A 12,082-nucleotide genomic window follows, 5' to 3' on the forward strand; every position below is an offset into this window, starting at 1 on the left:
GCGATGTTGCGAGAAACCTGTCGCCGCTCTCGTCGCCATAACGGCGCCGGCCAAAGTTACAACAATCGTGGACCCCTCGGAAAACCCGCGATTTGGACCGTCGTCCCGGCGAAAGCCGGAATCCAGTGCCTCCGATTCATTGAAACCCGGGGGCGCTGGGTCCCAGCTTTCGCTGGGATGACGAGCAACAGCCGGTTTTTTTAGGTTTCCTCAGGGTAGTGGCGGGTCAGGTCGTACCAGCACCCTACTCCGTCCGCTCCTCGCCCCCGGTCGTGACCAACCGCAGAAACGTTTCGTGCTGGTAGCGGCTCATGCGCAGCTTCTGGCCGGTATCCATGGTGATGACGTGGTAGCCGTTGAACCATGGGTGGATGGCCTTGACGCGGCGGACGTTGATGATGGCGGAGCGGTGCACCCGCGCAAACTGCTTCGGATCGAGGCGTTCGGCCAGCGCGGTCATGGTTTCGCGCAGCTCGTGCACGCTGTCGGCCAGGTGGATCTGCACGGTGTTGCGGCTGGCCTTGATCCACACGATGTCTTGAACATCGACGAAGGTGATGTGTTCGTCGATACGCACGGGGATGCGTTCGAGGTGGTTGTCGCGCCGGCGCAGCGCGTCCAGCGCCTGCATGATCCGGGCGGAGGCCGGCCCACGCATGGCTTCGCCGGCGGCCAGCCGCGTCTTCACGCGCAGCAGCGATTCGCCGAAGCGCTCGCGACCGAAGGGCTTCACCAGATAGTCCACCGCGTTGGCCTCGAACGCCCGCACCGCGTACTGCTCGAACGCGGTGACAAACACCGTCGCCGGCATGCGTGCCGCGCCGATGGTCGCCACCACATCCATACCGTTCATCGCGGGCATCTGGATATCGAGGAACACCAGATCGGGCGACTGGCTGCGGATCGCCTTCACCGCCGACACGCCGTCGCCGCACTCGCCTAGCAACTCGATGTCCGGATCGTCGCGCAGCAGGCGCACGATCGCATGGCGCGCGATCGGCTCGTCGTCCACCACGAGGGTGGCGATGCTCACGCGATCGCGACCTCGGGCGCGTCGTCGGACTCCTCGACCTCGCGAAACGGCAAGCGGATACGGCAGACCACACCTTGCGGCCAGATCATCTCCAGCCGCACTTGCGCCGCATCACCGTAGAGCTCGCGCAGGCGCAGGCCGGTGTTCGACAGTCCTATGCCATGCCCCGATGCCGATCCGGCTTCCAGCGTGCTGTTGCGGTTGCGCACATCGACGCAGAGGCTGTCGCCCTCGCGCCGGATCTCGATCTCGATACAGTCCGCGCCGACGCGCTCGCTGATGCCATGACGGATGGCGTTTTCCACGATCGGCTGCAGGATCAGGCTCGGCACCGCGCAATCGAGCGTATCCGGCGCGACATAGATCTGCGTGGTCAGGCGATCCTTGAAGCGCATGCGCTGGATGCCGAGGTAGAGATCCAGCAGCACCAGTTCCCGCCGCAGGCTGATCTCCTGTCCATCGTAGTCCTCGAGGAACGCGCGCAGCAGTTCGCTGAGGCGCAGCAGCATGTCCTCGGCCAACGTGGTGTCCTCGTCCAGCAAGGTCGCGATCGCGTGCAGCGTGTTGAACAGGAAGTGCGGCTGCAATTGCGACTTCAGCGCCTGCAGCCGCGACTGCGCCAGTTCTGTCGCCAGCCGGCTGGCTTCCACTTCGCGGCGGGTCTTTTCGGCATGGAACTGCATGGCCTGCTGGATCGCAAACAGCGCCCAGTACGTGAGCAGCCCGGTGGCGACATGCTGGCCGAGAAACTGCCGCATCTGCTCATCGAAAGAGCTTGGCTCGAACGGCGTGGAGACGATGGCGCCGATCACCATCGCCAGCAAGGTCACACCCAGGCTCGCCGGCAGTTGCGTGCCCAGCCCGCGCAGGCGCACCGGACTCTGGATCGGATATTTCACCGCCAGCCGAAACACCAACGGCGCCAACGCGGCCCACGTATACCACTGGATCATCGACCAGCGCAGGTAGGCGAAGGGCGACCACGTATGCCCGTTGAGGGCATCGCGCATGAACCACTGCACAGCGAACACCACCACCACGGCCGTCCACAAGCCGAGATAGCGGCCCAGGCCGATGTCCGTGTTACCGAGGCGAACCTTCATCGCGGAGTGTCCAGGGGAAATCGTCGCCCCATCCTAGGCGTTGCACCCGGCGCTGCAAAGCGATTCGCACCGCCACTACGATTCGCCACCGCACCACGACGATTCGTCACGGATCGCTTTCGTGGAACGCCGCCGATCCGGTCCGATGGCGGTGCCGACGGTACGCGCGCCATGCGCTGCACGTGCCGTCGGCGCTCCCTCATCCCACCAGGACAGCCGCCATGCAAACGACCCGCGCCGCCGCTTTCACCACCATGCTCGCCGCTATGGCCTTCCTGCTCGCCGACCCTGTGCATGCCGGCGGCAATCGCCACGTCGCGCGGCATTTCAACGTGGTCAACGACACCTCGAACAGCGTGACCGCACTCGCCATCGCGCCCACCGGCAGCGAGACCTTCCACGACATCGCGCTAGGCGAACCGCTGCAGGGTGGACTGACCTCGATCACCGTCGACGTTCCCGACGGCGGATGCCTGCGCGACATACGGGTGACCTTCCGCAATGGCCGCACCTTGCTCTACCCTCGAATCGACGCTTGTCGCTACCAGGGCTTGCGCCTGATGCCGCGCGACGGTAGCTCGCAAAAAATGGAGCTGGCGTCGGGAACCCTTTGAAGGACGGAGTTCGTCCGAACGTCCCGAACTTTCCGGCCCGCTGTCCGTTCGGCTCAATGTCCTCAGGCGGTTCGGGTGAAATCGCTGACCCAGTTCAGCTCCCAGGTCGCGCCGCCGTCGGCCGAGCAGGACTGCTCCCAGCGCGCCGAGTGCGGAGTGATGCGCGACCACACCACGCGTGTCTTGATCGGACGGCCGTCCAGATGGTCGTCGCCGATGAGGGTGCTGGTGCCCTCCATGAACCGGCCGCGCACGGGTGGATCGATGACCGAAGGCGTCCTGTTGTCGATCCACCAGCTCAGCCACTCCCCAGTCGCCTGATCGAAGGCGCGCAGGCCGATGCCGCGCACCGTGCCAGAGGGCAACGCCATGACGTTGTCTCCCACGTTGCCTTTACCGCCAAGCACCGGCCAGTTGACCAGCGTGCCGTCGAAATTGTCCCAGTCGTGATTGCCGACCAGGCGATGCCGGAGGCGGCGGTGCCGTACCTTCCACGACCCGACCAGGAAATCGTAGTCGCGCGGCGCGTCCGCCAACTTGGGCAACGGCGTGGGCACGGCGGACGTGCGCGTGAAGTAGTTGCGCCAATTGACCTCCCAACTGGCGCCGTCGTCGGCGGAGAAAGCCTGCTCCCACCAGGGCCGCGAGCCGTGGATGTCGTTCCATCGGAACCGCATCGTGATCGGACGACCCTTGAAGGTGTCATGGCCGATGAACGTGCCAGCGTCAGCGTGAAAACCGCCCAGCACGGGTGGATCGATGTGTGTCGGGTCGCGCCCGTCCAGCCACCAGATCGACCACTTGCCGGTGCTTGGATCGAACGTGCGCAAAGTAAGTCCGCGGTAGGGATCGCCGGGTAGCGCAACCACGTTGTCGTCGATCGTTCCCTGGCCATCCATGACCAGCCACAACGCGCTGCGGCCCGAAAACGTCTGCCAATGCGTGTCGCCGACCAGCCGCTCCTTCAACCGGCGATGCCACACGTCCCAGTTGCCGACCAACCAGGCCCAGTCGCGCGCGTGTGCGGCAGCATCCTGGGCGACGCCACCCGCCATCTCGCGCGAAGCAGGCCGGGCCCCAATCCACTCCGGCAGGCCGAGTGCCGCGGCCCCACCGGCCATCGCCATGACCCTGAGGAACGCGCGGCGCGAAAACGGACTGGAACGATGGGGAGGCATGGGACAGATCCTTGCGAGTCCACCAGGGACGGGACCTGGATGATGGTGGATGCGCCGCGCAGTTGACCACGCGAAAGCGGGGCCTCAGCATAAGGCAGACTTATGGTCGACCAGCGCCGCTTCCCGTCCCTTTTGGCCATCCGCGCGTTCGAGACCGCGGCCCGCCTCGGCAGTTTTGCGCGAGCGGCGCAGGAGCTCGACACCACAGCGGCCTCCGTCAGCTACCACGTGCGACGCCTCGAAGAGCAGATCGGCGTAAGGCTGTTTGCGCGTTACCCGCAGCGCGTGGAACTGACCGAGCCCGGCCAGTGGGTCGCGCGCGAAGCGATCAACGCCTTCGCCGCCTTGCGCGCCAGCTTCATCAAGGCCGCCAACCTCGATGAAGCCCGACTGTCGCTGACCACGCTGCCTACTCTAGGCACCAGCTGGCTGACACCGAAGCTCGGCCGCTTCCGCACGAAGCATCCGGAGATCGCGCTCGACCTCGACCTGTCGCCGGATGCCCAGGACCTCAGCACCGGCCATTTCGACGCGGCCATCCGCAACGGCCACGGCCGCTGGCCCGGTCTGCGCACGGTCGAACTGTTTCCCAGCATCTTCATGCCACTGTGCGCACCGGCGCTGAAGAACGCTGCCGCGGGCATCGCCGACCCCCGAAGCTCGCTGGACGTCCCGCTGCTGGGCCGATCCGATTGGTGGGCACTGTGGTACCGCTCGCGGGGTTTCGACGACGTCGTGCTGCACGGCCGGTTCGGCACCCATCTGTCCGCCGAATACCTGGACATCGCCGCGGCCATCGCCGGCCACGGCATCGCGATCGGCTCGCCGATCCTGTTCCGCAACGAGATCGAGGCCGGCCGGCTGGTACCGGCGCACGACGCCGTCGCCGGCGATGGCCGCACGTTCTGGTTCACCTGCCCCGTCGCCCGGCAGCACAGCGGCAAGATCACCCGGTTTCGCGACTGGTTGTGCGACGAAGCGTCGCGCGACCGCGATGCCGCCGATCACTACATCCGCCGGGCGGTCATCGTCGAACCGTAACAACGGGTTCTATCCTGTCCGCGCGGACACTTCCAAGCAGGCTGGCTCAGGACTTTTTCGGGCCTCCTCGGCTTGAAGCGCGACGCTGTGTCACAGCGTGCTTGGGATTTTCAGATGGGATGATGAGCGCTCATCCCGCGGCAGGATGATCCAGTGGTTTTTATCGGGGTCTGAGAAGTGATTCGGTCGCGCACACATCGAAGGTTTGTCGCCTGGCTGGCTATGGCCGCCATGTGGCTCACGATCGTCGTGCCGGTGGTATCGCAGACACTGCCGTCCTTGCGGTCCACATCGGCTCCTGGCGCTTCGTGCGGTGGCCATAGTGACGACATGACGCATCCGTCATCGCCGCCACCGCACGGCCATCCGATGGAAAAGTGCGGCTACTGTGGGCTGCTCAGTCATAGTCCGACGCTGACCGGTACGGCGTGGCTGCCACATCTGCTTCCGCCTGTTGTCGCTCTCCCGCACAGCATCCCCAAAACGTTGCCGTGGACGCGGCATACCCCGCTCGCCGCCGCCCCCCGTGGTCCACCCGTTTTCGTGAGCGCCTGATTTTTCCGATTGACACGGTAAGCCGTGTCGTTCCGCGTTATCGAATTCCAAGGAAAACCATGTCCATTCTTGCTGATCGCCCGCGCCTCGAGGCGCGCTCGTTGCCACGCCCGCTGCACACCGTTCCCAGGCGCGCCGTTGCCATCACATTGATCGCCGGCGTGCTCGCACCAGGGCTGGCCAATGCCTGCTCCACCTGCGGCTGTTCGCTCAATTCGGACTGGTCGAGTCAGGGCTACGCCATCACCACCGGTCTGCATCTGAGCGTGCGCGAAGATTATTTCGACCAATCACAGCTCGTCAGCGGAACGGATACGATCAGCCGCTCTTCGATCTCATTTCCGGCCGACCAGGAGGTGCAGCAGAAAACGATCAATCGCGTAACGCTGCTGGGTGCCGACTACAATTTTTCGCGCTACTGGGGCTTGTCGGTCCAGCTGCCGTATACCGACCGCCATCACCAGACGATCGCCGCCGGCGACACCGACATCTCCACATCGAACGCCCGCGGCATCGGCGATCTGCGAGTACTGGCGCGTTATCAGGGCATCAGCGACGACGCTGGCATAGGCCTGCAATTCGGATTGAAGCTCCCCACGGGGCGTTTCACTCAGAATTTTGAATCCGGCCCGCAGGCCGGCGCACGCCTCGATCGCGGCCTGCAATTGGGCACTGGCACCACCGACGCGCTCTTGGGCGTCTACAAGTCGGGGTATCTGAGCCAGTCGATCGGCTACTTCGGACAGGCCATGGCACAGATCGCTCTGGATGCGCGTGCTCACTTCCGGCCCGGCAACTCGCTCAACGTGAACTTCGGTCTGCGCTATCTCGATGCTGGCCGTTTCGTGCCGCAGTTGCAGCTCAACCTGCATAGCGAACAGCGCGAAAGCGGCTCGCAAGCCGACCGTCCCAACAGTGGCGCAACGCTGGCTTACCTCAGCCCCGGCATCGGCATCAAGATCACGCCACGGCTCGATGCCTTTGCCTTCGTCCAGCTGCCGATTTGGCAACGCGTCAACGGCTTGCAGTTAGAACCTCGACGCCTGTGGTCGGTCGGTGCGCAGTATCGGTTCTGATGAACAGTCCGCGGCTGTTTACGGGCGGGCGGCATGCATGCCGCCCGCCTGGAAATCGGCGCTCACATCCCGCCTCATGGCGGGAGTGAGCGCACATCGCTCGTTGATGGAAGAAGACCGGCGAAGAATCGTCGCCAGAGAATCCTTACCAGGAATTGTCCCTGACACCTCATTCCCCGCAGTGCGGCAATACCGCCTGGCGTCCCTGCAGGAAGCGCCGGACGGCGGGATCGCTAGCAAGGCCGATCGCGATGTCGAAGGCATCGCGAGCCTCGGGATAGGCATGGGTTCTGGCCAGTAGTGCCGCGCGTGCCGCCCAGTAGGGTTGGTAATCGACGAGCCTGCCGTCGGCGGCAAGCGCATCCACGATCTCGAGTGCAGCGCGTGGACCTTGCAGTTCCGCGATGGCAAGCGCGCGGTTGAGGGCGACCACCGGCGAACCGGAGAGAGCGAGCAGCGCGTCGTAAATCTGCACCTCGGGGGTCCAATCGGTGCGCCCGCTGCGGCGACGCTCGACATGCGCGGACTGCAGCGCCGCTTCGAGTTGATAACGGCCGATATGGCCCAGCGCGCTCGCACGCAGCAGCAGCGTTTCGGCCTCGTCGATCATCGCCGCATCCCACAGCGCGATATCCTGCTCGGCCAACGGCACGTAGTCGCCATCCGCATTGCGGCGCGCGCGACGGCGCGCCTCCGCGTGCAGCATGCAGGCCAGCAGGCCCAGCGCTTCCGGTTCCTGCGGCAGCAGCCCGGCCACCAGGCCGGCGAGGAAAAGCGCTTCCGCGGTGAGATCGCGCCGTATCACATCGGTGCCGTCGGGATCGCTCCAGCCTTCCGCAAAAGCGGCGTAAATCGCATTCAGCACGCCGTCCAGCCGCCCGGCCAACTCATTGCATGCAGGGATGGCAAACCGGATACCGGCCTCGCGGATCTTCTGTTTCGCGCGTCCGAGGCGTTTGCCCATGGCACTCGGCGACGCGAGAAACGCCGACGCGATGGTCTTCGCATCCAGCCCGAGCACGGCTTGCAACATCAACGGTGCGCGGATGCCGGCATCGATGGCCGGATGCGCGCAGGCGAACAACAGCGCCAGGCGTCGATCCGGAATCGCCGCGTCACCCACCACTGTCGACGCTGCCTCGTCGAGCTCTGCCAGTATCTGCAACTGCGCGGCCGCAGCTTCGCCGCTGCGGCGGCGCCGAAGGCCATCGATTCCTTTACGCCGCGCCACGGTCAGCAACCAGGCTTCCGGATTCGCGGGACAACCGTTGAGCGGCCAGTCCGCCAGCGCCGTGGCAAACGCTTCCGACAACGCATCTTCGGCCGCCGCCACGTCACGCAGGGCGGCGGCCAGAAAGGCGACCAGCTTGCCGTAGCTGCGGCGCGCGACGGCGTCCGCGGTACTGCGCGCCTGCGCCGCGCTATCCAACGTCACATGTACCAGACCGGCCGCACTTCGATCGTGCCATGGCTCGCGCCGGGGCAGCGCGCGGTCCAAGCAAGTGCGGCATCCAGGTCAGGCACATCGATCAGGTAGTAGCCAGCCAACTGCTCCTTGGAATCTACATAGGGACCATCCAATACCTGCGACTTGCCGTCCGCCACATGCACGGTAGTCGCGGTCGTGCTGGGTTGCAGGCGGTTCGAGCCGACCAGTACACCCGCCGTCTTCAGCGCCTGCGTATATGCCCCGTAGGCCGCGACGCCCTGTTCCTGTTCGGCCGGCGTCATCTGCGACCAACCGTTTTCGTTCGAATACAGCATCAATAGGTATTGCATCGGGATTCTCCACAATGAGTGATCGGCGGGCAGTGTGCGCCGCCATTCCCATGACGCGCGAGGTTTGGCGATTTGGACAGGGCCGATCTTATCGTCGACCGCCCCCAAACCGACCTATCCTCCTGTTCCCTGTACGGTGTCGACGTTCTCCGCGACTTTTCGCAGCTAGACTGTTTCGACTCAAGATGAGTTTCGTCGGGTTACGGGCGGTGCGGGATTTTCCACAATCTTGCTGGGGATGGGTGTCATGGTCATGCCGTTGTCGTGGAAAATCGGGGCTGGCGTGGCGGGCTTGATCGTCGCCGTGCTGGCCTGGAATGGACTCTCCCAGTACCTCGCGGCACGCCACGCCGATGAGGTCATGCGCGATTCCGCCCGCTCCGCCGAGCTGGATGCGCAACAGGCCAAGGCTCATGCCCAGCAATCCCGGGCACAGCTGGCGGCCGACCTGAAGCAGCAACGCGAAGACTTGTCCGACACGTACCAGCAGGTGAACGAGCAGGCCCGCCAGTACCAGGCGGAGCAAGCCGTACGCCTGGAAAGGCAGCGGCAGGAAGAGCTTCGCGTGCAGGAAAGTTACCGGCTGGACCGAAACCAGCAATGCGTCGGTGGTGTCGTCATCAACCGCAACGGCACGAGCTTTACGCAGGTCTTCGGCAAGGATGGCGCGCCGATCCCGTGCAGAGGCGACCTGGCGACGGAACCACTGCGCTGATCCGGCATCGTCATCGCCTCGGCTGCGTCAGGTATTGTCCCCGACACCTCTCCGCTTCCGGCAACGCGCCTCAATGACTTCGACTGAAAAGCACAGCGCCCCCGAAGTCTCGCGTGGCTCGATGGTGGTCGCGGCGCTGTCGACGGTGGTGGAGTGGTACGACTTCACGCTCTACCTGTACTTCGCCACGGTGCTGTCGCGGGTGTTCTTCGGTGGCGGCAACAACTCGCTGCTGGCCACGCTGGCCGGGTTCGCCATTTCCTATGGCATGCGGCCGCTGGGCGCGATGGTGTTCGGGCACATCGGCGACCGCATCGGGCGGCAGCGCACGCTGGTGCTGTCGATGATGCTGATGACGCTGGCGATGCTTGCGACGGCGCTGCTGCCCGACTATGCCGCGATCGGGCCCGCGGCCGGCGCGCTGCTGCTGTTGCTGCGCTGCTTCATGGCGTTCTCGGTCGGCGGCGAATATACGGGCGTGGTCGCCTACCTGCTGGAAGGCGCGCGCGAGGACCGACGCGGTTTGATCACCTCGCTGGCATCCGCCGCCAGCGAGATCGGCGCGCTGATGGCGGTGGCGATCTCCGCACTGGTGGTCGGCGCGATGAGCACCGTCCGTCTCGACGCCTGGGGCTGGCGTATTCCGTTCTTTGTGGGCGCAGCGCTGGCCGGCTGCGTGCTGATCGCGCGCTCCACCATGGAAGAATCGCCGGATTTCCTGCGCCAGGTGAAGCAACAGACGGTGCCCGAGTCTCCCCTCCGCCACACGCTCGCCCACCATCGCCGCGCACTTCTGCGCACTTTCACCATTTCGGCGCTGGGCTCCATCACCTATTACGTCGGTATCACGTATGTACCGGCTTTCCTGAGCTCGTCGGGTGTCCTCGCCGAAGGCCGTTCGCTCTGGTTGTCGACCCTTGCCGCGGTGGCGGTCATCCTGGTCACGCCTCTGGCGGGCGCGCTCTCCGACCGGGTCGGACGCAAGCCGATGCTGATCTGGTTGGGCGTCGCCGGCATGCTGCTGCCGTTGTCGATGTTCGGCCTGATGGCGGGCGGCGGCGAGCTGCACATCGCTGTCGGCGCGATCGTGCTGGCCTGCCTCGCCGGCGGCGTCAGCGCGGTAGGCGCTCCGGCGACCGCCGAGCAGTTTCCCGGCGAAGGCCGACTCAGCGGCCTGGCGCTTGGCGTAACGGTAGCCACCGCCATCTTCGGCGGCCTGACGCCTTTCCTCGCCGAACTTTTCATCCGGCTGACCGGATGGACCGCCCTGCCCGGCGCCATGATCGCCGCCGTCGCCCTGGGCGTCATGCCCGTCTTGCTGACCATGCCGGAGACACAGCCGAGTCTGGTCAGGGCTCATGCCCGCGAGCAGGCGGCAGAGCAGTGAGAGACATATAGCCAGCAAGTAACCCGCGAGGATTTGTCTCAGACCGCTTTGCTTTCTTTGGACGTGTTCAATGCCACGGCAGCGCGAATGAGCGCCTTCAGCGCCCTCTCATCGATCTTGTCGGTCTCATGGATATCGATGGCGCGCCGGGTGTTGCCTTCGAGGCTGGAGTTGAAAAGGCCTGAAGGGTCTGCCAGCGAGGCGCCCTTGGCGAAGGTCACCTTCACGGCGTTCTTGTACGTCTCGCCGGTGCAGATCATCCCGGCGCGGTACCACACCGTAACCCCTCGCCACTTCCACTCCTCGACCACATCGGGGACGGTCTGCTTGATCAGCGCCCGAACCCGGGCGAGCGTCTCGCCCCGCCAATCGCCCAGCTCCTCGATCCTCGCATCGATCAACCGGGAAGGGGTGTTGCCTGGGCTTGCTTCTTTCGAGCCGATCTTCTCGTTCTTCATCGTGGCCTTCTCTGTCTCCATGGTTGACGTCGCTCGCCCGTCGCTTGAGCATCCCCGCGGCCGCCTCGCTGACATAAGGAGCATTGAGTAGTCGTCGCTTTTTTTGCTCGTCATTCCTGCGAAGGCAGGAATCGCTCTGGACCGTTGTAGAGCGATCCCGGCCTCCGCCGGGATGACGAGTCGCACGTCCGCTTTAAGCGCAATCGCCAAAGGGCTTAGCGCTGCTCCTGCACGCGAAGCAGATTGCCCGCGGGATCGCGGATGGCGCAGTCGCGAACCCCATACGGCTGATCCGTCGGCTCCTCGACGATCTCGGCACCGCTGGCCTGTATACGCTCGAAGGCGGCATCGAGGTCCTTGGTGGCCAGCAACATGATGGCGTAGGTGCCCTTGGCCATCATCTCGGCGATGGTGCGTTTCTCGTCATCGTTCACGCCGGGGCTGGCGGCCGGCGGATACAGGACGATGGACGTGCCCGGCTGATCGGGCGGCCCCATCGTGATCCAGCGCAGTCCGTTATATCCGACGTCCTTGCGTACCTCGAAGCCGAGGGTATCGCGGTAGAACGCCAGGGAGGCTTCCGGGTCGGTTTGCGGAAGAAAGCTGGCGTGAATGGAGATGTCCATGGCAGTCGTGCTCGGTGTGGAAGGAGCCGTCATGCTAAGTCCGGCTCGGGGGTCGTTGCTTCTCGATTCCTGACCGGTCGCGTCACCTGCCGCGCCACGCAGGACGGCATCCCCGCCGTCGCGTCCGCCGCCTCGCGCCGATAGACACTCGGCGGCACCCCAGCCAGCTCGGTGAAGCGCGTGCTGAACGTTCCCAGCGACGCGCAGCCCACCGCGAAGCAGACTTCGGTGACGCTGAGGTCGCCACGACGCAGCATCGCCATCGCGCGCTCGATGCGCCGGGTCATCAGATAGGAATAAGGCGACTCGCCGAAGGCGAGCTTGAACTGGCGACTGAGGTGTCCGGCCGACATGTGCACCCCGCTGGCGAGCGCCTCGACATTCAGCGGCTGCGCGTATTCCCGATCGATCCGGTCGCGAACGCGGCGCAGTCGTGCGAGGTCGCGCAGGTGCTGTGCTGCGGGTGGTCGGCTGTTCATCGGTGCGATCGTCCCATGTGGCATCGGAGTGCTCAAGT

Annotated in this window: 13 protein-coding genes; 5 read left to right on the plus strand and 8 right to left on the minus strand. The window is 65.1% G+C overall.

Annotation, left to right across the window (positions count from 1 at the left end):
• Positions 1-244 precede the first annotated feature (244 nt).
• Positions 245-1,033 (minus strand): LytR/AlgR family response regulator transcription factor, encoded by a 789-nt coding sequence (locus BUA26_RS01860; RefSeq protein ID WP_072757389.1) that lies wholly within the window; start codon positions 1,031-1,033, stop codon positions 245-247.
• Positions 1,030-2,136 (minus strand): sensor histidine kinase, encoded by a 1,107-nt coding sequence (locus tag BUA26_RS01865; RefSeq protein ID WP_072757390.1) that lies wholly within the window; start codon positions 2,134-2,136, stop codon positions 1,030-1,032. The genes BUA26_RS01860 and BUA26_RS01865 overlap by 4 nt, the downstream gene beginning before the upstream one ends.
• Positions 2,137-2,357: 221 nt before the next feature.
• Here BUA26_RS01865 and BUA26_RS01870 point away from each other — a divergent pair, with 221 nt between their 5' ends.
• Positions 2,358-2,750, plus strand: a complete 393-nt coding sequence (locus BUA26_RS01870; protein WP_072757391.1) for a hypothetical protein — start codon at positions 2,358-2,360, stop codon at positions 2,748-2,750.
• Between the two features lie 62 nt (positions 2,751-2,812).
• Here BUA26_RS01870 and BUA26_RS01875 read toward each other — a convergent pair whose 3' ends face one another.
• Positions 2,813-3,928, minus strand: coding sequence for a twin-arginine translocation signal domain-containing protein (locus BUA26_RS01875; RefSeq protein ID WP_072757392.1), 1,116 nt, complete (start codon positions 3,926-3,928; stop codon positions 2,813-2,815).
• Positions 3,929-4,030: 102 nt separating this feature from the next.
• Between BUA26_RS01875 and BUA26_RS01880 the strand changes: the two genes are divergently transcribed.
• A complete protein-coding gene (locus BUA26_RS01880; protein ID WP_072757393.1) occupies positions 4,031-4,969 on the plus strand; it encodes a LysR substrate-binding domain-containing protein in 939 nt (312 codons plus the stop codon).
• A gap of 428 nt (positions 4,970-5,397) precedes the next feature.
• A complete protein-coding gene (locus BUA26_RS01890; RefSeq protein ID WP_255368129.1) occupies positions 5,398-6,600 on the plus strand; it encodes a hypothetical protein in 1,203 nt (400 codons plus the stop codon).
• 169 nt (positions 6,601-6,769) lie between these two features.
• Here BUA26_RS01890 and BUA26_RS01895 read toward each other — a convergent pair whose 3' ends face one another.
• Complete coding sequence (locus BUA26_RS01895) at positions 6,770-8,035, minus strand: RNA polymerase sigma factor (RefSeq protein ID WP_255368130.1); 1,266 nt, start codon at positions 8,033-8,035, stop codon at positions 6,770-6,772.
• Positions 8,032-8,379: a YciI family protein gene (locus BUA26_RS01900; RefSeq protein WP_072757397.1), complete on the minus strand. Its 348-nt coding sequence runs from the start codon at positions 8,377-8,379 to the stop codon at positions 8,032-8,034. Before BUA26_RS01900 ends, BUA26_RS01895 begins: the two co-directional genes overlap by 4 nt.
• Before the next feature lie 247 nt (positions 8,380-8,626).
• Between BUA26_RS01900 and BUA26_RS01905 the strand changes: the two genes are divergently transcribed.
• Positions 8,627-9,094 carry a FixH family protein gene (locus BUA26_RS01905; RefSeq protein WP_072759940.1) on the plus strand — a complete coding sequence of 156 codons (468 nt, stop codon included), beginning with the start codon at positions 8,627-8,629 and terminating at the stop codon, positions 9,092-9,094.
• A 73-nt stretch (positions 9,095-9,167) separates the two neighbouring features.
• The gene (locus tag BUA26_RS01910; protein WP_072757399.1) at positions 9,168-10,481 is read left to right on the plus strand and encodes an MFS transporter; all 1,314 of its coding nucleotides are present in this window, start codon (positions 9,168-9,170) and stop codon (positions 10,479-10,481) included.
• 38 nt (positions 10,482-10,519) lie between these two features.
• Here the strand turns inward: BUA26_RS01910 and BUA26_RS01915 are convergent, their stop codons facing one another.
• The 3 genes from BUA26_RS01915 to BUA26_RS01925 form a co-directional block, all read right to left on the minus strand.
• Entirely contained in the window at positions 10,520-10,939 is a 420-nt protein-coding gene (locus tag BUA26_RS01915; protein ID WP_072759941.1) for a DUF1801 domain-containing protein, read from the minus strand.
• Positions 10,940-11,154: 215 nt separating this feature from the next.
• Positions 11,155-11,565, minus strand: coding sequence for a VOC family protein (locus tag BUA26_RS01920; protein ID WP_072757402.1), 411 nt, complete (start codon positions 11,563-11,565; stop codon positions 11,155-11,157).
• A 29-nt stretch (positions 11,566-11,594) separates the two neighbouring features.
• Positions 11,595-12,044 carry a helix-turn-helix transcriptional regulator gene (locus tag BUA26_RS01925; RefSeq protein WP_072757404.1) on the minus strand — a complete coding sequence of 150 codons (450 nt, stop codon included), beginning with the start codon at positions 12,042-12,044 and terminating at the stop codon, positions 11,595-11,597.
• Between the last annotated feature and the right edge of the window lie 38 nt (positions 12,045-12,082).

Origin of the sequence: Rhodanobacter sp. OK091 (assembly GCF_900142825.1) — a bacterium.
GTDB lineage: Bacteria > Pseudomonadota > Gammaproteobacteria > Xanthomonadales > Rhodanobacteraceae > Rhodanobacter.

Bases quoted from the DNA above. Each gene is read 5' to 3' on its own strand.
- BUA26_RS01870 (WP_072757391.1), top strand. From the start codon at position 2,358: ATGCAAACGACCCGCGCCGCCGCTTTCACCACCATGCTCGCCGCTATG.
- BUA26_RS01875 (WP_072757392.1), bottom strand. From the start codon at position 3,928: ATGCCTCCCCATCGTTCCAGTCCGTTTTCGCGCCGCGCGTTCCTCAGG.
- BUA26_RS01880 (WP_072757393.1), top strand. From the start codon at position 4,031: ATGGTCGACCAGCGCCGCTTCCCGTCCCTTTTGGCCATCCGCGCGTTC.
- BUA26_RS01915 (WP_072759941.1), bottom strand. From the start codon at position 10,939: ATGAAGAACGAGAAGATCGGCTCGAAAGAAGCAAGCCCAGGCAACACC.
- BUA26_RS01925 (WP_072757404.1), bottom strand. From the start codon at position 12,044: ATGAACAGCCGACCACCCGCAGCACAGCACCTGCGCGACCTCGCACGA.
- BUA26_RS01920 (WP_072757402.1), bottom strand. From the start codon at position 11,565: ATGGACATCTCCATTCACGCCAGCTTTCTTCCGCAAACCGACCCGGAA.
- BUA26_RS01900 (WP_072757397.1), bottom strand. From the start codon at position 8,379: ATGCAATACCTATTGATGCTGTATTCGAACGAAAACGGTTGGTCGCAG.
- BUA26_RS01910 (WP_072757399.1), top strand. From the start codon at position 9,168: ATGACTTCGACTGAAAAGCACAGCGCCCCCGAAGTCTCGCGTGGCTCG.
- BUA26_RS01905 (WP_072759940.1), top strand. From the start codon at position 8,627: ATGGTCATGCCGTTGTCGTGGAAAATCGGGGCTGGCGTGGCGGGCTTG.
- BUA26_RS01865 (WP_072757390.1), bottom strand. From the start codon at position 2,136: ATGAAGGTTCGCCTCGGTAACACGGACATCGGCCTGGGCCGCTATCTC.